This window comes from Pseudorhodoferax sp. Leaf274, from assembly GCF_001422445.1.
Classification (GTDB): Bacteria; Pseudomonadota; Gammaproteobacteria; order Burkholderiales; family Burkholderiaceae_C; genus Pseudorhodoferax.
The window spans coordinates 127200-151804 of sequence record NZ_LMNA01000006.1 but is presented as its reverse complement, the minus strand read 5'-3'; the positions used below and the strand labels follow the sequence as shown (position 1 = coordinate 151804).

General features: G+C 71.5%; 21 protein-coding genes. 14 read left to right on the top strand and 7 right to left on the bottom strand.

The window, feature by feature from the left end; translation table 11 throughout:
* Positions 1–20 precede the first annotated feature (20 nt).
* The gene (locus ASF44_RS10960) at positions 21–2492 is read right to left on the bottom strand and encodes a DUF3772 domain-containing protein (RefSeq protein ID WP_056899253.1); all 2472 of its coding nucleotides are present in this window, start codon (positions 2490–2492) and stop codon (positions 21–23) included.
* Between the two features lie 116 nt (positions 2493–2608).
* Here ASF44_RS10960 and ASF44_RS10955 point away from each other — a divergent pair, with 116 nt between their 5' ends.
* From ASF44_RS10955 to ASF44_RS10935, 5 genes are all read left to right on the top strand, one after another.
* Positions 2609–3718 (top strand): MBL fold metallo-hydrolase, encoded by a 1110-nt coding sequence (locus ASF44_RS10955; RefSeq protein ID WP_056899252.1) that lies wholly within the window; start codon positions 2609–2611, stop codon positions 3716–3718.
* A gap of 153 nt (positions 3719–3871) precedes the next feature.
* Positions 3872–4240 carry a YciI family protein gene (locus tag ASF44_RS10950; protein ID WP_056899251.1) on the top strand — a complete coding sequence of 123 codons (369 nt, stop codon included), beginning with the start codon at positions 3872–3874 and terminating at the stop codon, positions 4238–4240.
* 71 nt (positions 4241–4311) lie between these two features.
* Entirely contained in the window at positions 4312–4740 is a 429-nt protein-coding gene (locus ASF44_RS10945; RefSeq protein ID WP_056899250.1) for a YciI family protein, read from the top strand.
* A gap of 14 nt (positions 4741–4754) precedes the next feature.
* Positions 4755–5165 (top strand): VOC family protein, encoded by a 411-nt coding sequence (locus ASF44_RS10940; protein ID WP_056899249.1) that lies wholly within the window; start codon positions 4755–4757, stop codon positions 5163–5165.
* Positions 5165–6466 (top strand): RNA polymerase sigma factor, encoded by a 1302-nt coding sequence (locus tag ASF44_RS10935; RefSeq protein WP_056899248.1) that lies wholly within the window; start codon positions 5165–5167, stop codon positions 6464–6466. Before ASF44_RS10940 ends, ASF44_RS10935 begins: the two co-directional genes overlap by 1 nt.
* On the opposite strand, the gene ASF44_RS10930 is transcribed toward ASF44_RS10935, so the two are convergent.
* The gene (locus ASF44_RS10930) at positions 6463–8532 is read right to left on the bottom strand and encodes a TonB-dependent receptor domain-containing protein (protein ID WP_235579188.1); all 2070 of its coding nucleotides are present in this window, start codon (positions 8530–8532) and stop codon (positions 6463–6465) included. The genes ASF44_RS10935 and ASF44_RS10930 overlap by 4 nt on opposite strands.
* Before the next feature lie 103 nt (positions 8533–8635).
* Here ASF44_RS10930 and ASF44_RS31690 point away from each other — a divergent pair, with 103 nt between their 5' ends.
* The 3 genes from ASF44_RS31690 (at position 8636) to ASF44_RS10915 (ending at position 12085) form a co-directional block, all read left to right on the top strand.
* Positions 8636–9436, top strand: a complete 801-nt coding sequence (locus ASF44_RS31690; protein ID WP_156374446.1) for a response regulator transcription factor — start codon at positions 8636–8638, stop codon at positions 9434–9436.
* Positions 9437–9483: 47 nt separating this feature from the next.
* Positions 9484–10833 carry an ATP-binding protein gene (locus ASF44_RS32320; protein WP_056899247.1) on the top strand — a complete coding sequence of 450 codons (1350 nt, stop codon included), beginning with the start codon at positions 9484–9486 and terminating at the stop codon, positions 10831–10833.
* Between the two features lie 217 nt (positions 10834–11050).
* The gene (locus tag ASF44_RS10915) at positions 11051–12085 is read left to right on the top strand and encodes an endonuclease/exonuclease/phosphatase family protein (protein ID WP_056899246.1); all 1035 of its coding nucleotides are present in this window, start codon (positions 11051–11053) and stop codon (positions 12083–12085) included.
* Positions 12086–12098: 13 nt separating this feature from the next.
* Here ASF44_RS10915 and gdhA read toward each other — a convergent pair whose 3' ends face one another.
* The 5 genes from gdhA to ASF44_RS10890 form a co-directional block, all read right to left on the bottom strand.
* Complete coding sequence (gene gdhA, locus ASF44_RS10910) at positions 12099–13442, bottom strand: NADP-specific glutamate dehydrogenase (protein ID WP_056899245.1); 1344 nt, start codon at positions 13440–13442, stop codon at positions 12099–12101.
* A gap of 139 nt (positions 13443–13581) precedes the next feature.
* A complete protein-coding gene (locus ASF44_RS10905) occupies positions 13582–14523 on the bottom strand; it encodes a PDR/VanB family oxidoreductase (RefSeq protein WP_056899244.1) in 942 nt (313 codons plus the stop codon).
* Complete coding sequence (locus ASF44_RS10900) at positions 14523–15989, bottom strand: NAD-dependent succinate-semialdehyde dehydrogenase (RefSeq protein ID WP_056899303.1); 1467 nt, start codon at positions 15987–15989, stop codon at positions 14523–14525. Before ASF44_RS10900 ends, ASF44_RS10905 begins: the two co-directional genes overlap by 1 nt.
* Positions 15990–15994: 5 nt before the next feature.
* Positions 15995–16981, bottom strand: a complete 987-nt coding sequence (locus ASF44_RS10895; RefSeq protein WP_056899243.1) for a tripartite tricarboxylate transporter substrate binding protein — start codon at positions 16979–16981, stop codon at positions 15995–15997.
* Positions 16982–17003: 22 nt separating this feature from the next.
* Positions 17004–18017: an aromatic ring-hydroxylating dioxygenase subunit alpha gene (locus tag ASF44_RS10890; RefSeq protein ID WP_056899242.1), complete on the bottom strand. Its 1014-nt coding sequence runs from the start codon at positions 18015–18017 to the stop codon at positions 17004–17006.
* A 112-nt stretch (positions 18018–18129) separates the two neighbouring features.
* Between ASF44_RS10890 and ASF44_RS10885 the strand changes: the two genes are divergently transcribed.
* From ASF44_RS10885 to ASF44_RS10860, 6 genes are all read left to right on the top strand, one after another.
* The gene (locus tag ASF44_RS10885; RefSeq protein WP_056899241.1) at positions 18130–18879 is read left to right on the top strand and encodes an IclR family transcriptional regulator; all 750 of its coding nucleotides are present in this window, start codon (positions 18130–18132) and stop codon (positions 18877–18879) included.
* 207 nt (positions 18880–19086) lie between these two features.
* A complete protein-coding gene (gene fusA, locus ASF44_RS10880) occupies positions 19087–21195 on the top strand; it encodes an elongation factor G (RefSeq protein WP_056899240.1) in 2109 nt (702 codons plus the stop codon).
* Between the two features lie 17 nt (positions 21196–21212).
* Complete coding sequence (locus ASF44_RS10875) at positions 21213–22670, top strand: ATP-binding protein (protein ID WP_056899239.1); 1458 nt, start codon at positions 21213–21215, stop codon at positions 22668–22670.
* A gap of 50 nt (positions 22671–22720) precedes the next feature.
* A complete protein-coding gene (locus tag ASF44_RS10870) occupies positions 22721–23344 on the top strand; it encodes a response regulator transcription factor (protein ID WP_056899238.1) in 624 nt (207 codons plus the stop codon).
* A gap of 98 nt (positions 23345–23442) precedes the next feature.
* Entirely contained in the window at positions 23443–23937 is a 495-nt protein-coding gene (locus tag ASF44_RS10865) for a heme-binding protein (protein WP_056899302.1), read from the top strand.
* Positions 23892–24605, top strand: coding sequence for an ankyrin repeat domain-containing protein (locus tag ASF44_RS10860; protein WP_056899237.1), 714 nt, complete (start codon positions 23892–23894; stop codon positions 24603–24605). Before ASF44_RS10865 ends, ASF44_RS10860 begins: the two co-directional genes overlap by 46 nt.

Below are 24605 nucleotides of genomic sequence, written 5' to 3'. Positions count from 1 at the left end.
TTCAGACCGTGAGCACGTTCTCAGGCCGGTGCGGGCGGCGGTGGCGGCATCACCACGGTGGGCGGCGCGGCCATCTCCACGCCGGCTTGGCGGAAGGCGTCGAGCACGGCGAACAGCAGGTCGCTGCGCACGCCGCCGGCATTGCGCGGCCCGTCCACGTAGCAGATCGCCTGGAACACCAGCATGCCGGTCTCCACGCCCTCCAGCGAGAGCGAGGGTGCAGGCACCGGCAGCACCTTGGGGTGCGCGGCGCAGGCGGCCAGCATGATCTCGCGCACCTTGGGCGCGTCGGTGGCCAGCGGCATCGGCAGGCGGATCAGCACGCGGCCCTCGGCGTTGCTGAGCGTCATGTTGCGCACGGTCTTGGTGATGAACTCGGAGTTCGGCACGATCACGGTGGAGCGGTCGCCCAGCTGGATCTCGGTGGCGCGCACGTTGATGCGCTTGATGTCGCCCTCGGTCGTGCCCAGCACCACCCAGTCGCCGACCTTCACCGGCCGCTCGGCCAAGAGGATCAGGCCGGAGATGAAGTTCTGCACGATGGCCTGCAGGCCGAAACCGATGCCCACCGACAGGGCGCTGGCGATCCAGGCGATGCGGTTCACGCCGATGCCCAGCGCCGACAGCCCCGCGGCCACCACCAGCACCACGCCCACGTAATTGAGCAGCGTGGCCAGCGAGCTCTGCATGCCCGGCTCCATCGTCGTGGTGGGCAGGTAGCGCTCGCGCAGCCAGCGCTGGACCACGCGCAGCGCCACGAAGCCCCCCACCAGCACCGCCAGCGCGCTGAACAGGGCCGCGGGCACCAGCTGGAATTCGCCGATCTTCAGGCCGCTGCCGATGCGGCCGGTCTGCTCCAGCACCTCGTCGGGCCGCGTGCCCAGCGGCGCCAGCAGCGCGATGACCATGTAGAAGAACAGCACCAGCCGCGCCAGCGCCGACAGCACCACGGCGGCCTGGTCGAGCGTGGCCGGCGCGAAGCCGAAACCGCGCTGCAGCCGCTGGCCGAAGTCGCTCTTGGACGCCACCACCGCCATGCACAGGTCGTCGGCGAACTTGAACAGCACGTAGAAGGTGATGGCGACGAGGCCCGTCCACGCCAGTTGCGCGGCCAAGAGGCTGCCAATGGCCATGTAGCCGGACAGCGTGAGCACCACCACGCCCAGCACCGACAGCGCCACGGCGCCCAGCACCAGGCCGACCCACAGCGGGCGTTCGGGCTCGGCCGCCGCCGCATCGCCCTCGGGCGTGGCCGCCGCAGCAGCAGCCTGCGGGCCGTGCAGCCGCCGCAGCACGCCCATGACCAGCAGCGCCAGCGCCAGGGCGGTCACGGTCTGCACCAGGTGGGCGGCGGCCAGGCTGGCGCCAACGATCTCGCTGATCTGCGTGGGCAGCCACACCAGCACGCCGACCAGCGCGAACAGCCAGGGGTAGGGGTTGAGCCGCAGCGCCAGGGTGTCCGGCATGCGCGGCAGCCGCCAGGACGGCCGCCGGTTGGCCAGCAGCGCGCGGCCCAGGCTGGTCACGAAGGCGATGAACAGCACCGAGTCGTCGGCCAGCGCCACCAGCTTGCTGCTGAGCGGGCCGAACGCGGCGTGCGCGCGCAAGGTGTGCAGCAGGCCGCGCATGGCCAGCGCGACCACCACCAGGTTCACGCTCACGATGGCGATCACCAGCAGCGAGCGGCGCAGCCGCCCGCCGGGCAGCAGGCGCTGCGCCAGGCGCGCCAGGCCGTGCTCGGCGGCGAGGTCGCCCACGGTCATGGCCAGCACCGCCAGCACCAGCGCCAGCAGCACGGGGCCGATGTGGCCGGGCTCGCCCATGCGCACCGCGGCGGCCTTGAGTTCGTCCAGCAGCGGCCACAGGCGGGCCTGGTCGTCGGGCCAGGCATCGGCCAGCTGCTGCCAGAACACGCTGCCCAGCGGCGAGGGCGCACGGCCGGTCAACTGGGCCTCGAACAGGTCGCGCTGGCGGTTGCGCAGGTCGTCGCTGCGCTGCTGGGCATCGACCACCACCAGGCGTGCCAGGCGGATGTCGGCGTCCACGCCGTTGCGCTCGCGCGTGAGGGTCTGGCGCTGGCGCGTGATGTCGGGGTCTTCGCTGGCGCCGGCCGCCGGCGCCGGGCCGAGTTCGCCCAGCCGCGCGTTGAGGTCGTTGAGCTGGCCGGTGCGGGCCGCGATGACCTTGTTGGCGCTGGCGATCAGGCCGCCGTAGCGGCCCTGCAGCGCGCGCACGGCATCGGCGCCGACGGCGGTTTCGGGCAGCCGGTCGAACTCGCTGCGCAGCTGGGCCACATCGGGCAGGGTCTCGACCGGCGCAGACGCGGCTGGCGCGGGCGCAGGTGCCGCGGCGGGCGCCCGCGAGGATGTGGGCGAGGGCGCGGGCGTGGCCGCCGCTGGCTGGGTCTGGCCGTGTGCCGGGACGTTGCCGAGGGCCAGCACAAGCGGGAAGAAGACGGCGGCCAGTGCGGCCATGCGGCGGATCCAGGTCATCCGCGGATCATAGGAGGCCGTCGGGCCGGGGCATGGCGCGCGGCCTGGTCCGGGCCCGGCCGCCTGCTTTGGGTAAGCTGGCGCCCGCGCTGCTTCGCGCTGCCCTTGCTTCTGCCATGCCTGCCTTTCCATTCGCCGGGCGCTGCCTGGCCCGCGCCGCCGGCCTGGCCGCCGTGCTGCTGCTGTTGGCCGGCTGCGCCAGCACCCGGGCCTGCGAGAGCGGCCTGGCGGCCTCGCCGCAGTACCAGGCCGAGACCTGCAGCTTCCGCAACCCGCCCAATGCCGATGCCAGGCCCACGCAGGACGGCTGGCGCATCTGGAGCCGCTTTTTCTTCGGCAAGAAGGAGGGCACGGTGCCGGTGGACCCGGTCCCGGTGCGCGCGCTCACGCAGGCCGGGCTCGATGCACTGCCCGCGGACGCCAACCACATCGTGCGCCTGGGCCATTCCTCGCACCTGCTCAAGCTGCAGGGCCGCTACTGGCTGATCGACCCGGTCTTCGGCGAGCGCGTCTCGCCGTTCAGCTTCCTGGGGCCCAAGCGCTTCCACGCGCCGCCGCTGGCGCTGGCCGAGCTGCCGCCGATCGCGGGCCTCATCCTCTCGCACGACCACTACGACCACCTGGACGTGCCGACCATCGAGTACCTCAAGGACCGCGTGCAGCGCTACTTCGTGCCGCTGGGCGTGGGCGCGCGGCTCGTCGGGATGGGCGTGGCGGCCGAGCGCATCACCGAGTTCGACTGGTGGCAGGCGGGCACGCACGCCGGCGTGCAGCTCACGGCCACGCCGGCCCAGCATTTCTCGGGCCGCGGCCTGTGGGACCGCAACAGCACGCTGTGGGCCTCCTGGGTGCTCGAAGCCGGCGGCCAGCGCATCTACTACAGCGGCGATTCGGGTTACTTCGGCGGCTTTGCACAGATCGGCGAGCGCTTCGGCGGCTTCGACATCGCGCTGATGGAGAACGGCGCCTACGACGACTGGTGGCCCTCGGTGCACATGACGCCCGCCGAGACCGTCCGCGCGTTCGAGGACCTGCGCGCCAAGGCCTTGTACAGCGTGCACAACAGCACCTTCGACCTGGCCTTCCACCGCTGGCAGGCGCCGATGCGCGACCTGGCGGCGCTGGCCCAGGCCAGGGGCATCGTGTTGGCCACGCCCGAGATCGGCGAGGTGCTGACGGTGGGCGCGCCGCGGCAGAACAAGCTGTGGTGGGAGGGGCTGCGCTGAGAATACGTACGATCCCGTTGGTGACGTTGCAGGACATGCAGTACCTGCGCGACGGAGCAGCGCAAGGCCAGCGCGCGGCTTTCGGTCGCACTCTGCGCGCCGTGCCGGACGTTGACGGCACAGCGGACCATTGATTTTTTGAGGTCATCGCCCATGCCCTACATGCTGTTGATCCATGAACCCGTCGGCCAGCGCGCCACGCGCAGCGAAGCCGAAGGCCGCGCCGCCTACGACGCCATGCTGCGCTTCGGCGCCGACCTGAAGGCACGCGGCCTGCTGGTGGCGGCCGAGTCGCTGGCGTCCGAACATGCGGCCACGCGCGTGCAGCGCCGCGCCGGCAAGACCCAGTTGCTGGATGGCCCCTTCGCCGAGGCCAAGGAGATGGTCGGCGGCTTCTTCCTGCTCGACTGCCAGACGCGCGAGCAGGCGCTGGACATCGCCGCCCAATGCCCGGCCGCCGAGTGGTGCACGGTGGAGGTGCGCGGCCTGGCGCCGTGCTGGGACGACGGCCGGGCGGCCTGAATCTTTTCGCCGCGCTTGTCGAATCTGCACCTGCCGCTTCGTCGTGCAGGCATGGTCCACAGGAGAACACCATGCGATTCATGATTCTGGTCCGGTCCGTGCCGGCCTTCGAGGCCGAGACACAGCCGGTCCCCGACCTTGCCACGCACGCCGACATGTTCGCGGGCATGGCCGCCTACCACGAGGAACTGGCCCGCGCCGGCGTGCTGCTGGACGCCGCCGGCCTGAAGCCCACGTCCGCGGGCTGGCGCATCCGCTATGGCGCCGGAGACAAGCGCACCGTCATCGACGGCCCCTTTGCCGAAGCCAAGGAGCTGGTGGCCGGCTACACGCTGATCCAGGTGCGCTCGCGCGAGGAGGCGCTGGAGTGGGCGCGCCGTTTCCCCAACCCGGTCGGCGCCGGCCAGCCGGCCGAGATCGAGGTGCGCCAGCTGTACGAGATGGACGACTTCCCCCCGGGCGCCACCACCGAACGCCTCAAGACCATCGGCACATTCTGAACAGGAGACTTCCCATGCCGCAACACGCCCAGATCTTCATCAACCTGCCCATCAAGGACATGGCGCGCAGCCAGGCTTTCTTCCGCAGCCTGGGCTACGAGTTCAACCCGCAGTTCACCAACGAGCAGGGCGCCGCGCTGGTGCTGGGCGAGAACCTGTTCGCCATGCTGCTGGTCGAGCCCTTCTTCCAGAGCTTCACCAAGAAAACCATCGTCGATGCGCACCAGAGCGTCGAGGTGCTGGTCTGCCTGTCGTGCACCGGCCGCGAGGAGGTCGACGAACTGGTACGCAAGGCCCGCGCGGCCGGCGCCACCGTGCCCAACGAACCGCAGGACTACGGCTTCATGTACTCCCACGGCTTCACCGACCTGGACGGGCATGTCTGGGAACTGGTGCACATGTCGGGCCAACCGCCACAGGCCTGATGCACGAGGGCACGCACCAGGCCACGCACGCCGCGACCCACCAGGCGATCGCCGCGGTGTGGCGCATCGAGTCCGCGAAGATCGTGGCCGTGGTCGCGCGCATGGTGCGCGACATCGGCGTGGCCGAAGAACTCGCGCAGGATGCGCTGATCGCCGCGCTGGAGCACTGGCCGCAGGACGGCGTGCCCGACAACCCGGGCGCCTGGCTGACCACCGTGGCCAAGCGCCGTGCGCTGGACCACCTGCGGCGCGACAAGCTGCAGGCCGAGAAGTTCGAGCAGGTCGGCCATGACCTGCAGGCGCAGGAGGCCTTGATCGTGCCCGACTTCGTGGATGCGCTGGACGCCGCGCGCGCCGACCAGATCGGCGACGACCTGCTGCGGCTCATGTTCACGGCCTGCCACCCGGTGCTGTCTGCCGACGCGCGGGTGGCGCTCACGCTCAAGCTGCTGGGCGGCCTGTCGACGCAGGAGATCGCCCGCGCCTTCCTGGTGCCCGAGCCGACGATTGCGCAGCGCATCGTGCGCGCCAAGCGCCAGCTGGGCGAGGCCGGCGTGGCCTTCGAACTGCCGCAGGGCGAGGCGCTGGCCGAGCGGCTGGCCTCGGTGCTGGAGGTCGTCTACCTGGTCTTCAACGAGGGCTACACGGCCACGGCCGGCGACGACTGGATGCGGCCCGAGCTGGTGCAGGAGGCACTGCGCCTGGGCCGCATGCTGACCGGGCTGGCGCCGCACGAACCGGAGGCCTGGGGCCTGGCCGCGCTGATGGAGCTGCAGGCCTCGCGTGCGGCTGCGCGCGTGGACGACAGCGGCCAGCCCGTGCTGCTGGCCGCGCAGGACCGCAGCCGCTGGGACCGGCTGCTGATCCGCCGCGGCCTGGTGGCGCTGGAGCGCGTGGCCGCGCTCGGCGGTGCCGACGGTTTCTATGCGCTGCAGGCGGCCATTGCCGCCTGCCACGCGCGCGCGGCCACGGCCGGGCAGACCGACTGGGCCGGCATCGCCGCGTTGTACGGCCGGCTGGCGCAGGTGGCGCCGTCACCGGTGGTCGAGCTCAACCGCGCGGTGGCCGTCGGGATGGCCGAAGGCCCGGCCGCGGCGCTGGTGCTGGTCGACCGCCTGCAGGGCGACAAGGCGCTGCGCAACTACCAGTGGCTGCCCAGCGTGCGCGCCGACCTGCTCGCCAGGCTGGGCCGCCATGCCGAGGCGCGCACCGAGTGGCTGCGCGCTGCCGGACTGGCCGGCAACAAGGCCGAGCGGGAGCTACTGCTGGCGCGTGCGGAGCAGGCCGCGGCACGGCACTAGAACCGCGCCGTGGCGCCGACGAACCAGGTGCGCCCGCCGTTGTCGTAGTTGGCGCCGGTCTCGCGCGTCTGCTTGTCGGCCACGTTGAGCACCCCGGCGCGCAGCGTCAGCGTCTCGTTGACGCGGTAGTTGGTCGCCAGGTCCACCGTGGTGTAGGCCTTGGCGAAGGTCGTGGCCGTGCCCGTCACCACCACCTCCTTGCCGGTGTAGCGCGCACTCACGTCGGCGGTCCAGGCCGGCTGGATCTGCCAGCTCAGCGCCGAGTAGGCGACGAGCTTGGGCACGGCCAGCAGCGCGGCGCCGGTCGTCAGGTTCTTGGACTCGAACATGCGCGTGAAGTTGTTCTTCCACTCCAGGCCCCTGGCCAGCGGCACGTTGAGGTAGGCCTCCAGGCCGCGCGTGCGGGCGCGCTGGGCGTTCTCCATGCGCGTCCACCAGAAGCCGTTGAACAGGCCCAGCGGCTGGTAGTCGATCTTGTTGCGGAAGTTGGTGTGGAAGTAGGTCGCGCCGGCCGACCAGCCCGCCTCGTCATAGCCCAGGCCCAGCTCGTGGTTGATGCTGGTCTCCGGTTGCAGGTTCGGGTTGCCGGCCATGTAGCAGCCGCGCGTGCCGTCGGCATTCACGCTGGTGCTGGTCCAGCCCAGGCCGGCCAGGCTGCGGCAGCCGTTGCCGCCGGACTGGGTGGCCGCGCTCGCGGAGTTCTCCTTGAGGCCCGGCGCACGGAAGCCGCGCGACACCCCGCCGCGCACCGTCCAGGCCTGCGCCGGGTGGTAGACCACATAGGCGCGCGGGCTCCAGTTGGTGCCGTACTTCTTGTGGCGGTCCATGCGCAGGCCCAGCGTCAGCGACAGGTCTTCGCGCAGGAAGATGCTGTCTTCGCCGAACAGCGCCCAGGTGCTGTTGCGCAGCGCCGAGCCCGTCACCGGCTGGCCGGCGTAGTCGATGGGCGCCAAGCCGATGGTGTCGCGGTTGTCCAGCTCCTCGCGGCGCCACTGCATGCCCACGGTCAGCGCCTGGTCGAAGCCCAGCAGCTTGAGCGGCATGTCGACGCGGCCGTCCAGCGTGGTCTCGCGCGAGCTGTTGCCGATGGTGTCTCCCTTGTCCTCGTACTGGTGGTGCACCAGGTTGAGCCTGGAGCGCATGTCACCCCACCGGCCGTCGTGGCTCAGGCCCAGGTTGGTGTGCTCCAGCTTGGACAGGCCCCAGCCGGAGACCAGCGGGTCGCCGTCGGCATCGACCGTCTTGGAGTCGAGCGCGCGCTGCGTGCCCTGGCCGGCTTCGAAGCCCAGCACCTGGTCGGGCGTGAGCTGCCAGTTCAGCAGCGCCTGGAGGCTCTGGTTGCGGGCGCCGCCCGTGGACTGGTAGCCGCCCGTGAAGCCGCCGGTGGCCTCGTCCGCGTCGCGCTGGGTGTAGTTGCCGCCGATGCGCAGGCCGATGCGGTCGGACAGCGGGCCGCTGATGTTGAAGCCGGTCTGCTTGCGGTCGCCGCGCTCCGAATCATCCGGCCGGGAATAGTTGGCCGTGACCGAGCCGCCCCAGCGCGTGCCGATCTTGCGCGTGATGATGTTGATCACGCCGCCCATGGCGTCCGAGCCGTAGAGCGAGGACATCGGCCCGCGCACCACCTCGATGCGCTCGATCATCTCGGGCGTGATCCAGTCCAGGTCCTGCTGGCCCAGGTCGTCGCGGTAGTTCACGCCGGCCGAGCTGCCCTGGCGCTTGCCGTCGATCAGGATCAGCGTGTACTTGTCGGGCAGGCCGCGCAGCTTGATCTTCGACTGCGGGCCGGTGGCAGCGGTGCCGCCCGTCACGCCGGGAATGGACGACAGCAGCTCGCCGATGCTGGTGACGGGTTTCTTCTCGATGTCCTCGCGCGTGATCACGCTGATGCTGGCCGGCGCCTCCTTGATGTCCACCGCCTGGCCCGATGCGGTGACCACCACGGTCTGCAGGGCCTGGGCGGTGCCGGCCGCCGCCGGCTGGCCTTGCGCGTGGGCCTGGGCCAGGAGAAGGGTCAGCAGACACGGCGCGAAGGCCAGGCTGCGGGTGCTGTTGCGTGCGTTCACGGGACCTCGTTGGATGGTTTTCCTGCCAGCGCGGCTGCGCGGCAAATGAGAAATATTCGCAACGGGGATAATAGAAAGCGGTAACCGCTCCTTGACCTTTCTTATGAATTCTTTGCAAACCTCCTGGCGGCCGTTGCCGGGCGTCACCCCGGGGCACGAGGGCGCTGCCGTGGCGCGCGTGCTGCTCGTGGACGACGACGTGGAGCTGTGCCGCATGCTGCAGGAGTTCCTGGAGGCCGAGCCGGTGCAGCTGGACTGCGTGCACGACGGTGGCGAAGCCGCCGAGCGGCTGGCGCGCGAGCGCTTCGACGTGGTGCTGCTCGACGTGATGCTGCCCACGCTGGACGGCTACGCCGTGCTGCGCGCCCTGCGTGCGCAGCACGGGCCGACCCCTGTGCTGATGCTGAGCGCGCGTGGCGCCGAGGACGACCGCATCATGGGCCTGGAGGCCGGGGCCGACGACTACCTGCCCAAGCCCTTCAACCCGCGCGAGCTGCGCGCCCGCCTGTTCGCCATGCTGCGGCGCGGCCGGCGGCCCGCGGCCGAGGCGGTGGGGGCCGAGCCGGCACTGCGGCTGGATGCCTTGAAGCTGCTGCCGCGCAAGGCGCTGGCGGCCATCGGCGAGATGACGGTGGCGCTGACCTCGGCCGAGGCGCGGATCCTGGAGGCGCTCATGCGCGCGCCCGACCGGCCGGTCTCGCGCGCCCAGCTCACGCGCTGGGGCCTGGGCCGCGCGCTGCTGCCATCCGACCGCAGCCTGGACACGCACGTGAGCAACCTGCGCCGCAAGCTGCGCCTGGACGGCGCGCGCGCCGATGTTCCGGTGCTGCGCAGCGCGCGTGGCGTCGGCTATGTGCTGAACGCGGCAGCGCCGGCGGGCGGCACGGCGGAGGTGCCGGCCTGAACACGCGCCTGTTCCGCCGTATCTTCCTGTCGTTCTGGGCGGCGCTGGTGCTGATCCTGCTGATCGGCATCGGCCTCACGCTGGCCGTGACCTCGGCGCGGCTGCGCGCGCTGGACGGCGTGAGCTCTGCGCAGCTCACGCAGGCCGCGCGCCATGCGGCCCGCACGGGCGACGCCGCGCTCGGACGATGGGTGCGCCGCACCGAGGCCGACAACCCGACGCTGCGCGTGTTCCTGGTGGACCGCAGCGGGCGCGAACTGCTGGGCCGCCCGCTGCCCGTCCGGCTGCATGACTGGGTCCAGCTGAACCTGCCGCAGACCGTGGCGCTGTGGGAAGGCACGCCGGCCGGCGCCGGCCCAGCCGTGCACCGCGCCCACGTGCCGGTGCCCGATTCCTGGTGGAACGTGCCCGCCATCGAGAGCCCCGGCGGCGGCGTGCACTTCGCGCTGTTCCTGCCCTTCGACTCCTCGGCCTACGAGGTGCTGGGCGTGCCCCATGTGCTGGTGCTGCTGTTCCTGTGCGCCGTGTTCGTCAGCGGCCTGGCCTGCTGGGTGGTGGCGCGCCACATCATGCGCCCGGTGCTGGGCGTGCAGCAGGGGCTGCGCAGCCTGGCGCGTGGCGAACTCGGCGCGCGCATGGGCCCCGGCCTGGCCGGCCGCACGGACGAACTCGGCGCGCTGGCGGCCGACTTCGACGCCACCGCGCAGCGCCTGCAGGAGCTCGTCTCGGCCCAGGAGATGCTGCTGCGCGATGTCTCGCACGAGCTGCGCTCGCCGCTCACGCGGCTGCGCCTGGCGCTGGAACTGGCGCGCCGAGGCGGCCAGGCCATGCCGGCGCAGCTGGACCGCATCGAACGCGAGTGCGGCCGGCTGGACGTGCTGACGGGCCAGGTGCTGCGGCTGGCGCGCCTGCGCGAGCCGCGCGCGCAGGCCAGGGCGCTGCTGGACCTGGCGGCGCTGGTGGGCGACACGGTGGCCGACGTGGCCTACGAGGCCGAGGCCGCCGGCAAGTCCGTCGCCTGGCAGGCGCCGCGCGCGCCCGTGCTGCTGCACGGTGCCGCGGCCGAACTGGCCAGCATGCTGGAGAACGTGCTGCGCAATGCGCTGCGCTTCACGCCGCGCGGCGAGTGTGTCGACGTGGCACTGGACCTGCGGGGCGGCACGGTCGGCCTCTCGGTGCGCGACCGTGGCCCTGGCATCGCACCCGAGCACCTGGACCAGGTGTTCGCACCGTTCTTCCAGTCCGACCCGGCGCGCAGCGGCGGCCACAACGGCGCCGGCCTCGGCCTGGCCATCGCGCAGTTGGTGGCGCGGCGCCACGCGGGCGAGATCCGGCTGGCCAACCGCGCCGGTGGCGGGCTGCGTGTGGAGATCACGCTGCCGTGCCAGGCGGCGTGACGTCGCCGCGCCCCAAGCCGCGCCGCGCACCGGGGCTGTCATGCCGCTGTCACGGCGGGCGGAACAATGGTCCGGACGCAACCCGACCAGCGCATCGACCGGCCGGTGCCGCAGGCCGGGGCACGCCAGCCCGTCCCGCGTGACCCGCGGCATCTTGCGGGCATGCGCCCCAAGGTGTGTGATCGGGGCGTCGCGCCCCCGTTGCCGGAGCATCCCCATGAAGCTGTCCCGCCTGACCATCGCCACCTTCAACCTCTACAACCTGAACCTGCCAGGCCGCAGGATCTACACCGGCCAGGGCTGGACCCAGGCGCAGTACGACAGCAAGATCGCCTGGACCGCGCACCAGCTCAAGCTGCTCGCGCCCGATGTGCTGGGCGTGCAGGAGCTCTGGCATGCCGACGCGCTGGCCGCGGCACTGCAGGCCTCGGGGCTGGCCGACCAGTACGACATGCTGGTGCCCGCGGATGCCGACGGCACACGCATCGTCTGCGCGGCCCTCGTGCGCAAGGGGCTGCTGGTGGGCGCGCCGGACTGGATCGACGCGTTCCCCGACCACTTCGTGCTGCGCTCCAAGGGCGACGACCCGCAAACGCCGCAGATCGACGTGAACATCCAGGGCTTCTCGCGCCCGGTGCTGCACTTCACGATGCTGCCGCGCGAGGGGCAGCCGGCCGTGCACGTCTACGTCTGCCACTTCAAGTCGAAGGCGCCGACGCAGGTCTTCAAGGAGGGCTGGTACGACAAGGCCCTCTACGGCCGCCACGCCAAGGCGCTGGGCGCGGCGCTGTCCACCATCCGCCGCACGGCCGAGGCGGCGGCGCTGCGCTTCCTGCTCAGCGAATCGATGCAGGGCAACGACACGCCCGTCATCGTGCTGGGCGACATCAACGACGGCCAGCACAGCAACACCGCCAACATCCTGACCGAGCAGCCGCGCTACCTGGTCGGCGACTCCGAGGGCGGCGGCGACCTGGCGCTCTACACGGCGCAGACGCTGCAGGAGTACCGCGACACGCGCGACGTCTACTACACCCATGTGCACCAGGACATCCGCGAATCGCTGGACCACATCCTCGTGAGCCAGGAGTTCTACGACAACAGCAAGAAGCGGCTGTGGATGTTCGACGGCCTGGTGATCAACAACGACCACCTGAACTTCGAGGACCACAAGGCGCTGGGCACGAACGACCACGGCATCATCCGCGCGGCGTTCAAGTACAGGCCGGTGACGGCGAAGTCGCCGGCCTGAAGCCTGTTGTGGCCTACAGCACGCCCTGCGCGATCATCGCGTCCGCCACCTTCTTGAAGCCGGCGATGTTGGCGCCGTCCACGTAGCTCACGCTGCCGTCCTTGCGCGTGCCATGGCGCACGCAGGCGGCGTGGATGCTGCGCATGATCTCCAGCAGGCGCGCGTCCACCTCTTCGCGCGGCCAGCCGATGCGCATGGCGTTCTGGCTCATCTCCAGGCCCGAGGTGGCCACGCCGCCCGCGTTGCTGGCCTTGCCCGGCGCGAACAGCACGCCGCGTTCCTCGAACACCTTGACCGCCTCCAGCGTGGACGGCATGTTGGCGCCCTCGGCCACGCACAGCACGCCGTTGTCGGCCAGGCGGCGCGCGTCGTCGCCGCTGATCTCGTTCTGCGTGGCGCAGGGCAGGGCCACGTCGACCTTCACGCCCCAGGGCGTGGCGCTGGCCGTGAAGCGGCCACCGGTGCGTTTGGCGTAGTCGGCCACGCGGCCGTACAAATGGTTCTTCACTTCCATGAGCTCGGCCAACTTCTCGGTGGTGAAACCGTCCTCGTCGACCACGGTGCCGCTGGAGTCCGACACCGTCACCACCTTGGCGCCCAGCGCCATGGCTTTCTCGATGGCGTACTGCGCCACGTTGCCCGCGCCCGAGACCGACACGCGCAGGCCGTCCAGCGACTTGCCCTGGTGCGCCAGCATCTCCTGCGCGAAGTACACGGTGCCGTAGCCCGTGGCCTCGGGCCGGATCAGCGAGCCGCCGAAGGCCAGGCCCTTGCCCGTGAACACGCAGTCGGCGCGGTTGGTGAGCTTCTTGACCATGCCGGCGATGAAGCCGACTTCGCGACCGCCCACGCCGATGTCACCGGCCGGCACGTCGGTGTCTGCGCCCACGTGGCGGAACAGCTCGCTCGCGAAGGCCTGGCAGAAGCGCATGACCTCGGCCGGGCTCTTGCCCTTGGGATCGAAGTCCGAGCCGCCCTTGCCGCCCCCCATGGGCAGCGTGGTCAGCGCGTTCTTGAGCGTCTGCTCGAAGGCCAGGAACTTCAGGATCGACAGGTTCACCGAGGGGTGGAAGCGCAGGCCGCCCTTGTAGGGGCCGATGGCCAGGCTGTGCTGGATGCGGTAGCCGCGGTTGACCTGGATCTGGCCGTGGTCGTCCTGCCAGGACACGCGGAACACCACGGTGCGCTCGGGCTCCACCAGCCGCTCCAGCAGGCTCTGCTCGGCATAGCGCGGATGCTCGGCGATGAAGGGCCACAGGCTTTCCATGACCTCGGTGACGGCCTGGATGTACTCGGGCTGGCCCGGGTTGCGCTGGGCGACATGGGCCATGAAGGCGTGGCAATCGGCGTACGGCATGGATGGTGCGCAGAAAGTGGCAAAAAAAGGGCGCCATTCTCGTGCACGAATGCACCAATACCGGATTGACCATGCCATTCGTGCCTGGATTTGGTGCTTTGCTGGTCGGCCAACGTCCTGTGTTGGTGCATGGCTGCGCTCACAGATCCAGCCGCAGCACCGGGCTGCGCGCGCCCGAACAGCAGACCATCATGGTCTGGTTGCCGGCGCGCTCGGCCTCGCTGAGCACGCTGTCGCGGTGTTCGGGCAGGCCGTCCAGCACGCGGGTCTCGCAGGCACCGCAGATGCCCTGCATGCAGGAATAGGGGGCGTCGACGCCGTGGGCCAGCAGCGTGTCCAGGATGGTGGCGCCGGGCGCCACCGGCAGCCGCCGGCCCGAACGCGCGAGTTCCACCACGAAGCCGCCGTCCAATGCCGGCGCCTGCTGCGCGGCAAAGCGTTCCAGGTGCACGCGCTCGGCCGGCAGCGCGGCCGTGGCGGCCTCGAAGGCTTGCAGCATCGCCTGCGGTCCGCAGCAGTAGAAGTGCGCGCCGGCCGGCGCGGCCTGCACGGTGCGCGCAAGGTCCATGCGGCCGCTGGCGGCGTCGCTGAAGTACAGATGCACCTGCGCGCCCAGCGCCTGCAGTTCGTCGGCGAACGCGGCGCCCGCGCGCGTCCTGCTGCCGTAGTGCAGCTCCCAGGGCCGGCCCAGCTGCGCCAGCCGGGCCTGCATCGCGCGCAGCGGCGTGATGCCGATGCCGCCCGCGATCAGCACGCTGTGGCCAGCGGCCTCGTGCAGCGGGAAGTGGTTGCGCGGCGGGCCGATGCGCAGCAGCGCGCCCACGTGCAGGCGCTCGTGCACGCAGCGCGAGCCGCCGCGGCCGCCGGCATCCAGTGCCACGGCCACCACGTAGCGCTGGCGCTCGGTCTGCACATTGGTCAGCGAGTAGCTGCGTACCAGCCCGCCTGGCAGGTGCAGGTCGATGTGGGCGCCGGCCTCGAACGGCGGCAGCGCCGCGCCGTCGGGCCGGCGCAGCTCGTAGGCGTGCACGTGCTGCGCCTCGCGGCGCACGGCCTCCACGCGGACCGCGATCGTCTGCATCAGCCCAGCCCGCCCAGGCACACGTACTTCACGACCAGGTACTCGTCGATGCCGTGGCGTGCACCCTCGCGGCCAAAGCCCGACTGCTTGATGCCGCCGAACGGCGCCACGGCCGTGGAGATCAGCCCGCTGTTGACGCCCACTATGCCCACCTCCAGCGCCTCGATGCAGCGCCAGATGCGCGCGTGGTCGCGGCTGTAGACGTAGGCGCCCAGGCCGAACTCCAGGCTGTTGGCGGCGGCGATGGCCTCGTGCTCGTGGGCGAAGCGGAACAGCGGCGCAACTGGGCCGAAGGTCTCCTCGCGGGCGAGCAGCATGCGCGCGTCGGCGTCCGCCAGCACGGTGGGGCTGTAGTAGGTGCCGCCCAGCGCGTGGCGCTCGCCGCCGGCCAGCACGCGGGCGCCGTGGGCGCGCGCATCGGCCACATGGCGTTCGACCTTGGCCAGCGCATCGGCGTCGATCAGCGGGCCGATCTGCGCGCCCGGTGCGGTGCCGGGGCCGACCTGCAGGGCAGAGGCCGCGCGCGCCAGCCGCGCCGCGAAGTCGTCGTAGACACGCTCGTGCACGTAGATGCGGTTGGCCGCGATGCAGGCCTGGCCGGCGTTGCGGAACTTGGCGGTCAGCAGGCCCTCGACGGCGGCGTCCAGGTCGGCGTCCTCGAACACGATGAAGGGCGCGTTGCCGCCGAGTTCCAGCGAGAGCTTCTTGAGCGTGGGGGCCGACTGGCGCATCAGCAGCCGGCCCACCTCGGTCGAGCCCGTGAAGCTGATCTTGCGCACGCGCGGGCTCGCGGTCAGCGCGCCGCCGATGGCCACCGGGTCGCCGGTCACCACGTTGAGCACGCCGGGCGGGATGCCCGCGCGCAGCGCCAGCTCCATGAGCGCCAGCGCGCAGAGCGGCGTCTGCTCGGCCGGCTTGAGCACCAGGGTGCAGCCGGCCGCCAGCGCCGCCGCGGCCTTGCGCGTGACCATGGCGTAGGGAAAGTTCCAGGGCGTGATGGCCGCGCAGACGCCCACCGGCTCCTTGAGCGCGAGGATGCGCCGGTCGCCGGCCGGGCCCGGGATCACGTCGCCGTAGGTGCGGCGCGCCTCCTCGGCGTACCAGGCGATGAAGGAGGCGGCGTAGCCGACCTCGGCGCGCGCGTCGGCCAGCGGCTTGCCCTGCTCTGCCGTCAGCAGCCGGGCCAGGTCCTCGGTGTGCTGCAGCACCAGTGCGTGCCAGCGGTGCAGCAGCGCACCACGCGCGCCGGCGTCCAGCCGCTTCCAGGCCGGCAGGGCCTGCTCGGCGGCGGTGATGGCGCGCTCTGTTTCGGCCACGCCCATCTGCGGCACGCGGGCCAGCAGTGCGCCGGTGGCGGGGTCGTGCACGGCGAAGTGCTGGCCGTCGTCGGCACCGCACCAGGTGTCACCGATGCGGGCCTGCTGGCGCAGCAGCTGCGGGTCGTTCAGGACGAGGGACGGGGGCATGCGGTTCACTCCAGTTCAATGCGGAATTTCTTGATCAGCGCGTCCCAGCGCGCGTGGTCGTTGCGCAGCAGCCGTGCGAAGTCGGCCGGCGTGGTGCCGGTCGGCTCGATCTCCAGCTCGCGCAGCTTGGCAGCGATGTCCGGTTGGCCGAGCACGCTGCGCGCATCGGTGGCGATCTTCTGCACGATGGCGCCCGGTGTGCCCTTGGGCAGGAACAGTCCGTACCAGCCGACCAGGTCGTAGCCGGCCAGGCCGGCTTCGGCCAGCGTCGGCACCTCGGGCAGCGAGGCCAGCCGGTGCGGGCCGGTCACGGCGAGGATGCGCAGCGAGCGGTCCTTGTGCCGCGCGGCGGCCGTGGCCGACGAGACGAAGCCCGTGGTCACGCGGCCCGAGATCAGGTCGATCAGCATCGGGCCTTCGCCGCGGTAGGGCACATGGGGCAGGTCCACGCCGGCGCTGGCCTTGAGCAGCTCGCCGAAGATGTGGCCGGTGGAGCCGGTGCCGAAGGAGCCGTAGCTCGGTGGCGTGGTGCCGGTCTTCAGGCCCGCGAGCAGCGCATTGACCGAGGTGTAGGGGCTGCCGTTGCCGACGGCCAGGCCCATGGGCTGGGTGCCGAGCTGGGTCACGGGTGCCAGGTCGCTGAACGGGTCGTAGGGCAGCTTGCGGTACAGGCTTGCGTTCTGGATGAAGCCCGTCAGGTGCAGCAGCACGGTGTGGCCGTCGGGCTCGGCGCGCATCACGAGCTGGGTGGCGATGATGCCGTTGGCGCCGGTGCGGTTGTCGACCACGACGGGCTGGCCCCACAGGCGGGAGAGCTTCTCGGCGATGGGGCGGACCATGGCGTCGGCCGAACCGCCGGCCGGGTAGGGCACGACGATGGTGACGGGCTTGGTCGGCCAGGTGGCGGCCGGAGCGGCGTGCGCGCAGGCGGCCGCGCAGAGTGCGGCACAAAGTACGGTGCTGAGCAGGCCGCGTCTGGAATAGGAAGTCATGGTGGTCGTGGGGCGATGTGGTTCAGTGCGCCTCGGCCTGGGCCAGGCGCGCGAGGATGCGGCGGGTGGCCAGCGGCGCCTGGTCGACGGCGATGTCGAACATCGGTGCGTCCGGGCCGTCGGTGCAGGCGTTGCGCCACTGGTCTTCCATGAGCACCTTGTCCTCGTTCAGCGTGACGGCGAAGGCGTCGGCCAGCTGCTCGGTGATGGCCGCGTCCTGCTGCGCGAAGTCGCGGTACATGGTGGAGAACTTGAAGTGCGACCCTTGCGTCTGCGGCGTGCAGGGGCCGACCACGCGGATGCGGCGCACCAGGGCCGGGTCGGTGTTGCCGACCGGCTCGGAGGTGATGTCCAGCCGGATGTTGGCGCCGGGCCAGAAGTGGATGGTCTGGGTGCGCTTGACCTGGTCCCAGCCGAACAGGCGGCGGAACACCGGCGGCGCGTCGATGCGCTCCCAGGCCCGCCGCACCACCACGGTGTCGCCGCGCACCGTGGTCTCGGGCCGGGTCTCGGCCACCAGCGGCGTGCCCACGGTCTGGCGGTGCACGTAGGAGACGTGCGAGAGGTCCAGCACGTTCTCCAGGTTGTAGGTGTAGGGCGCGGCCACGTGCATGGCGTCCGAGCGGCGGCCCACGTAGGCCGGGTCGCTGCAGATCTCGGCGTAGTCGGGCACCAGGGCCGCGTCGGCCAGCGCCTGGTCGCCCATCCAGATCCACAGGAAGCCGTCGCGCTCGACCAGCGCGAAGGCACGCACGCAGGCCTTGGGCGGGATGCGCTCCTGGTTCGGGATGCGCACGCAGGCGCCGCTGCCGTCGAACTCCAGGCCGTGGTAGCCGCATTGCACGTGGTCGCCGACCAGGCGGCCCAGGTGCAGCGCCACGCGGCGGTGGCTGCAGCGGTCTTCGATGGCGGCGGCGCTGCCGTCCTGGCGCCGGAACAGCAGCACCGGCGTGTCGAGCAGGGTGCGCGGGAACAGCGCGCCAGGCAGCAGTTCGTGCGCCATGGCGGCCACGTACCAGCAGTTGCGGGGAATCATCGGGCGTCTCCGTCGTGGGGGTCCGGAAACTGTAGGATTCGCAGCCGCTGCGGCGCTTCACATATGTGAAAAGTGGGGCCGGGTTCACCCGCATGCACGGACACTGACCACCATGGACGAGAAGACGCCTGCCACGATCAAGTCGGCCCGCCGCGTGCTGGAGGTGCTGGAGCTGTTCGCCGAACGCCGCGGCCCGGCAACGGTCTCCGCGGTGGCGGAAGCGCTGGACTACCCGCTGTCCAGCACCTCGGTGCTGCTGCGCAGCCTGGAGCGGCTGGGCTACCTGCAGCAGGACATGGCCACGCGCGAGTTCCGCCCGACCCTGCGCGTGATGCTGCTGGGCACCTGGATGCACGACGACCTGTTCGGCCAGGGCAGCCTGTTGTCCAGCATGAACACGCTGCGGCTGCGCACGGGGCAGACCGTGATGGTCGGGCTGCGCCAGGGCGTGCACGTGCGCTTCATCCTGTCGCTGCCCAGTCTGCGCGCCAACGGGCTCAAGTTTCCGGTCGGCGTCATGCGGCCGGTCTGCCAGTCCTCGGTCGGCAAGATGCTGCTGACGCGCGAGGCCGACCGCGACGTGCAGCGCATCGCGCGCGCCGCCAACGCGCAGGCCGAGCCCGCGCACCGGGTGGATGTGCCGGCGCTGCTGGACGAGGTGCGCCGCAGCCGGCTCCAGGGCTGGGCCGAGACGCGCGACTATCCGCGCACCGGTTTCGCGACGCTGGCTGTGCTGCTGCCCGAGCTGCCGGGCCAGCCGCCGATGGCGGTGACGCTGGGCATGCGGCTGGAGACCCTGCAGGCGCGCGCCGATGCCTTGCGCCAGGCGCTGCAGGAGGCCGCGCAGCGCCTGAATGCGTGAACGCCACAGCCCTTGAAATGCCGCCAAGCGCCATCACCTCGTTTGGTCTAAAGTCGCGCCTTCCTTTTCGGAGATTCCGATGTACCAAATCGCCCGCACCCTCGCATCCACCCACCCCTGAGCCGTGCGCGCGCGGCTCGCCCTTGTGTTCAGGGCCGGCCGCTTTCCTTTTCATGCGGGCCGGCTCTCCAGCAGTGAGCTTTCACCATGTCCCGCAAAACACCGATCCAGAACGTCCGCAACATCGGCATCAGTGCCCACATCGATGCCGGCAAGACCACGACCACCGAGCGCATCCTGTTCTACACAGGCGTGAACCACAAGCTCGGCGAGGTGCATGACGGCGCCGCCACCATGGACTGGATGGAGCAGGAGCAGGAACGCGGCATCACCATCACCTCGGCCGCCACCACCGCCTTCTGGAAGGGCATGGCCGGCACGCAGGCCGAGCACCGCATCAACATCATCGACACGCCCGGCCACGTGGACTTCACGATCGAGGTCGAGCGCAGCATGCGCGTGCTCGACGGCGCCGTGATGGTCTACGACGCCGTGGGCGGCGTGCAGCCGCAGAGCGAGACCGTCTGGCGCCAGGCCAACAAGTACAAGGTGCCGCGCCTGGCCTTCGTGAACAAGATGGACCGCGTGGGCGCGGACTTCTTCCGCGTGCAGCGGCAGATCGCCGAGCGCCTGAAGGGCAACGCCGTGCCGATCCAGATTCCCGTGGGGGCGGAAGATCACTTCCAGGGCGTGGTCGACCTCGTCAAGATGAAGGCCATCGTCTGGGACGATGCGAGCCAGGGCGTGCGCTTCACCTACGCCGACATCCCGGCCGACCTGGTCGAGCTGGCCAACACCTGGCGCGAGAAGATGGTCGAGGCCGCGGCCGAGGCCAACGAGACGCTGCTCGACAAGTACCTGGGCGGCCAGGCCCTGACCGAGGAGGAGATCAAGGCCGCCCTGCGCCAGCGCACCATCGCCGGCGAGATCGTGCCCATGCTGGCTGGCAGCGCGTTCAAGAACAAGGGCGTGCAGGCCATGCTGGACGCGGTCGTCGACTACCTGCCTTCGCCGCTGGACATCCCGGCGATCGTGGGCCACGACGAGCACGACCATGAGAAGACCGTGGAACGCCATCCCTCGGATGCCGAGCCGTTCTCCGCGCTCGCCTTCAAGATCATGACCGACCCCTTCGTGGGCCAGTTGGTGTTCTTCCGCGTCTACTCGGGCACGGTGAAGTCGGGCGACTCTGTCTACAACACCGTCAAGGGCAAGCGCGAGCGCATCGGCCGCATCGTGCAGATGCACGCCAACGAGCGGCAGGAGATCGAGTCCGTCTATGCGGGCGACATCGCCGCGGCCGTGGGCCTGAAGGACGTGACCACGGGCGACACGCTGAGCGACCCGGCCAAGGTGGTGCTGCTGGAACGCATGGTGTTTCCCGAGCCCGTGATCTCGCAGGCCGTGGAGCCCAAGACCCAGGCCGACCAGGAGAAGATGGGCGTGGCGCTCTCGCGCCTGGCGCAGGAGGACCCGTCCTTCCGCGTGCGCACCGACGAGGAATCGGGCCAGACCATCATCTCGGGCATGGGCGAGCTGCACCTGGAGATCCTGGTCGACCGCATGCTGCGCGAGTTCGGCGTGTCGGCCAACGTGGGCAAGCCGCAGGTGGCCTACCGCGAGGCGATCCGCAAGACCGCCGAGGACGTGGAAGGCAAGTTCGTCAAGCAGTCCGGCGGCAAGGGCCAGTACGGGCACGTGGTGCTCAAGCTGGAACCGCAGCCGGAGGGCAAGGGCTTCGAGTTCGTGGACGCCATCAAGGGCGGCGTGGTGCCGCGCGAGTTCATCCCCGCGGTGAACAAGGGCGTGCAGGAAGCCCTCAAGTCCGGCGTGCTGGCGGGCTACCCGGTGGTGGACGTCAAGGTGACGCTGACCTTCGGCTCCTACCACGACGTGGACTCGAACGAGAACGCGTTCCGCATGGCCGGCAGCATGGCCTTCCGCGAGGGCATGCGCCGCGCCACGCCGGTGCTGCTGGAGCCCACGATGGCCGTGGAGGTGGAGACGCCCGAGGACTTCATGGGCAACGTGATGGGCGACCTGTCCTCGCGCCGCGGCATGGTGCAGGGCATGGAGGACATCCCGGGCGGCACCGGCAAGCTGGTGCGCGCCGAGGTGCCGCTGGCCGAGATGTTCGGCTACTCGACCACGCTGCGCTCGCTGACCCAGGGCCGTGCCACCTACAGCATGGAGTTCAAGCACTACGCGCAGGCGCCGCGCGAGGTGGCCGACAAGGTCGTCAGCGAGCGGCGCTGAACCTCCACAATCGGCGCATGCGAACGCCGCGCCTGCGCCCTTGGGGATGGTGGCTGGCCTGGGCCCTGCTGAGCCTGGCCGGCGGCCTGCTGCTTGCGCAGCAGGCGCTGCAGCGCGAGCAGGCCGCGTTCGAGACCGACGCGCGCATCGCCCACCGGCTGCTGAGCCAGCGCGTGGTCGCGCACGACGCGGTGCTGGCCATGCTGGCGCTCCTGCAGCCGGGCGACGCGGCGCCCGCCCGACTGCCGTCCGTGTACCCGCAGATCCTTGCCGTTCGCCGCAGCGATGCGCAGGCGCCCTGGACCGAGCCCGCGCTGCGCGAGGCCGAGGCGCGCTCGCGCACGGCCCGCCAGCCCGTGCTGGCCGACCTGGACGTGGCACAGGGCCGCTACCGCCTGGTGCTGGCGGCCGAGCCGGCCGCCTATGCGCTGCAGATCGGCGTGGCCGGCATGGTGCCCTGGGACGAATGGCCGATGGCGCGCGACAGCAGCCCGGTGGCGGTGGCATTGGTGCTGGGCGAGCAGCGCCTGCCCTTGCAGGCCGGTCGCGCGGTCGCGCATGGCTGGTCGTATGCGTTCAGCAAGCCGCTGGCCGCGCCCAGCCAGCCGTTCGCGCTGGTGGCCACGCGCACGGTGGGCTGGTCCGAACTGCCCTGGGGCCGGATGCTGGCGCTGTCGGCTGCCGTGGGCGCCGCGTTGGCCGCAGCGCGCTGGCTGCGCCGGCAGGCGGCCGCGCGGCGCCGGGCCGAGGCGCTGCTGCGGCTCGGGCAGGTCGGCCGGCTCAACGCGTTGGGCGAGCTGGCGGCCGGCATGGCGCACGAACTGAACCAGCCGCTCACGGCGCTGCTGGCCAACACGCAGGCCGCGCGCCGCCTGGTGGCCGAGGACCCGCCCGAGCTGGACACGGCGCGCGCGGCCATGGACCAGGCCGTGGCACAGGCCCGCCGCGCGTCCGAGGTCGTGGGCCGGCTGCGGCGTGCGGTCGAGCGGCCCGAACCGGGCGCGGCGGTGCAGGCGGTCGACTTGCTCGCGGCCGTGCGCAAGGCCCTGGATTTGCTGGAGCCCGAACTGCAGCGGCAGGGCGTGGTGCTGCAGCTGGACGGTGAGGCCGGCGGCTTGCAGGTGCAGGCCGACCCGGTCGCGCTGGAACAGATCGTGCACAACCTGCTGCTCAACGCCCTGCAGGCCTTGGAGCAGGTGCCGCTCGCGGAGCGCCGGCTGGCGCTGTCGCTCGCGCGCGAGCAGGCCGAGGGCGTGCTGGCCGTGCAGGACAGCGGGCCCGGCTTGGCGCCCGAGGTGCTGCCGCATGTGTTCGAGCCTTTCTTCAGCACGCGCCAGGGTGGCCTGGGCCTGGGGCTGAGTCTGTGCGAGAGCCTGGCCCAGGCCATGGGCGGCAGCCTCAGCGCGGCCAACGCGCGCTTGCGCGGCGGCGTGTTCCGGCTGCGCCTGCCGCTGGCCGAAGGGGCGGCGGCGTGAGCGCCGCCCGGCCGCCCGAAGGCGCTCGTTCCGCAGGCGAAGGTCGGCCCGTGCGCAGCACGCCGCTGGTCCATCTCATCGACGACGACGCGGCTGTGCGCGAGGCCCTGTCGCTCCTGATCGGCACCATCGGCCTGCGCGTGCAGGCCTGGGCCGATCCCGAAGACTTTCTCGCGCACTTCGAGCGCGCGGCCATCGGCGCCATCGTGCTCGACATGCGCATGCCCGGCACCAGCGGCCTGGCGGTGCTGCAACGCCTGGTGGCCGAGGGCGTGGACCAGCCCGTGATCATGCTGACCGGCCACGGCACGGTGGAGCTGTGCCGGCGCGCGTTCAAGTCCGGCGCGGCCGAATTCCTGGAGAAGCCGGTCGACGAAGACCTGCTGATCGAGGCGCTGCAGAACGCCGTGCGCCAGCACGTGCGCTCGCGCGAGCGCCTGCAGGCCGACCGCGCGGCGCGCGAGCGCTATGCCCAGCTGTCACCGCGCGAGCGCGAGGTGCTGGGCCTGATCGTCGAAGGGCTCACGAACAAGGAGATCGGCCGCGCGCTCGCGCTGTCGCCGCGCACGGTGGAGACGCACCGCGCCCACCTGTTCGACAAGCTCGAGGCCGAGTCGCTGGCGCTGCTGATCCGGCGCTACGCGGCGCTGGTCGAGGGCGAGGCCGCTGCGTAGTTCTACGGAGGTCCGGGCCGGCTGGGGGCGTAGCCGTGCGCATGGCGGCGCGGCGGCCGCATTCCTACAGTGGCGGCTCTTCCTTGGAGACCTCCTGCATGCACACCACCAGAACACTTTTCGCCGCCAGCCTGCTGGCCCTCGCCACCCAGGGCGCCTTCGCCCAGGCCGTGCGCGCCGAACGCAACATCTCGCTGGAGCTGGCCAACCAGGTCGCCGCGGCCGCCGTGGCGGCCTGCGCCGCCAACGGCCATGCCGTGGCCGCCACGGTGGTCGACCATGCGGGCGGCGTGCGCGCCGTGCAGCGCGCCGACAACGCCGGCCCGCACACGCTGGCCTCCAGCGAGCGCAAGGCCTTTACCTCGGCGTCGGCCAAGAGCCCCACCCAGGCCATGATGGAAGGCGCGCAGAAGAACCCCGGCGCGGCCAACCTGGTCTACCTGCCGGGCTTCCTGCTGCTGGGCGGCGGCGTGCCGATCAAGGTCGGCAACGAGACCATCGGCGCGGTCGGCGTCGGCGGCGCGCCGGGCGGGCATCTGGACGAGCAATGCGCCATGGCCGCCATCGCCAAGGTGCAGGACCTGTTGAAGTGAGGCGCTGGCTGGCGGCTGGCGCGCTGGCCATCTCGGCCGGTGCCCTGGCCCAGACCGCGCCCAGCGCCGCCGAGGCGGCGCGCTACACGGGTGTGCTGGCCGCGGCCCAGCGCGGCGACCTGGCCGCGCTCGAGCGGCTGGCGCCGGCCGATCTCCAGGCGCGCGACGGCCATGGCCGCACGGCCCTGCACGTGGCCACCTTCGCGCGCCAGCATGCGGCGATCCGCCGCCTGGCCGCGGCGGGTGCCGACCTGGATGCGCTGGAGAACGACCGCTACGACGCGGTCACCATCGCCGCCGTGGCCGATGACGAGGACACGCTGCGCCTGCTGCTGTCGCTGGGCGCCAGTGCCAGACAGGTGACGAGCCGCTACGACGGCACGGCGTTGATCGCGGCCGCGCACCTGGGCCATGCCGGCGTGGTGCGCCAGCTCATCGCGGCTGGCGCGCCGCTGGACCACGTCAACAACCTGCACTGGACGGCGGCCATCGAGGCCGTGGTGCTGGGCGACGGCGGGCCGCGCCACCAGGACACATTGGCCGCGTTGATCGCGGCCGGGGCCGACCTGCAGCGGGCCGACCGCCAGGGGCTCACCCCGCTCGCGCTGGCCCGGGCGCGCGGCTACGCCACGATGGTGTCGATGCTGGAGCGCGCCGGCGCGCGTTGA

Coding starts and splice junctions, on each gene's coding strand:
- ASF44_RS10940 (WP_056899249.1), top strand. CDS start 4,755: ATGCCGCAACACGCCCAGATCTTCATCAACCTGCCCATCAAGGACATG.
- ASF44_RS10900 (WP_056899303.1), bottom strand. CDS start 15,989: ATGCCCCCGTCCCTCGTCCTGAACGACCCGCAGCTGCTGCGCCAGCAG.
- ASF44_RS31690 (WP_156374446.1), top strand. CDS start 8,636: ATGAATTCTTTGCAAACCTCCTGGCGGCCGTTGCCGGGCGTCACCCCG.
- ASF44_RS10875 (WP_056899239.1), top strand. CDS start 21,213: ATGCGAACGCCGCGCCTGCGCCCTTGGGGATGGTGGCTGGCCTGGGCC.
- ASF44_RS10865 (WP_056899302.1), top strand. CDS start 23,443: ATGCACACCACCAGAACACTTTTCGCCGCCAGCCTGCTGGCCCTCGCC.
- ASF44_RS10955 (WP_056899252.1), top strand. CDS start 2,609: ATGCCTGCCTTTCCATTCGCCGGGCGCTGCCTGGCCCGCGCCGCCGGC.
- ASF44_RS10890 (WP_056899242.1), bottom strand. CDS start 18,017: ATGATTCCCCGCAACTGCTGGTACGTGGCCGCCATGGCGCACGAACTG.
- ASF44_RS10960 (WP_056899253.1), bottom strand. CDS start 2,492: ATGACCTGGATCCGCCGCATGGCCGCACTGGCCGCCGTCTTCTTCCCG.
- fusA (WP_056899240.1), top strand. CDS start 19,087: ATGTCCCGCAAAACACCGATCCAGAACGTCCGCAACATCGGCATCAGT.
- ASF44_RS10945 (WP_056899250.1), top strand. CDS start 4,312: ATGCGATTCATGATTCTGGTCCGGTCCGTGCCGGCCTTCGAGGCCGAG.
- ASF44_RS10885 (WP_056899241.1), top strand. CDS start 18,130: ATGGACGAGAAGACGCCTGCCACGATCAAGTCGGCCCGCCGCGTGCTG.
- ASF44_RS10860 (WP_056899237.1), top strand. CDS start 23,892: ATGCGCCATGGCCGCCATCGCCAAGGTGCAGGACCTGTTGAAGTGAGG.
- ASF44_RS10935 (WP_056899248.1), top strand. CDS start 5,165: ATGCACGAGGGCACGCACCAGGCCACGCACGCCGCGACCCACCAGGCG.
- ASF44_RS10950 (WP_056899251.1), top strand. CDS start 3,872: ATGCCCTACATGCTGTTGATCCATGAACCCGTCGGCCAGCGCGCCACG.
- gdhA (WP_056899245.1), bottom strand. CDS start 13,442: ATGCCGTACGCCGATTGCCACGCCTTCATGGCCCATGTCGCCCAGCGC.
- ASF44_RS10905 (WP_056899244.1), bottom strand. CDS start 14,523: ATGCAGACGATCGCGGTCCGCGTGGAGGCCGTGCGCCGCGAGGCGCAG.
- ASF44_RS10895 (WP_056899243.1), bottom strand. CDS start 16,981: ATGACTTCCTATTCCAGACGCGGCCTGCTCAGCACCGTACTTTGTGCC.
- ASF44_RS10915 (WP_056899246.1), top strand. CDS start 11,051: ATGAAGCTGTCCCGCCTGACCATCGCCACCTTCAACCTCTACAACCTG.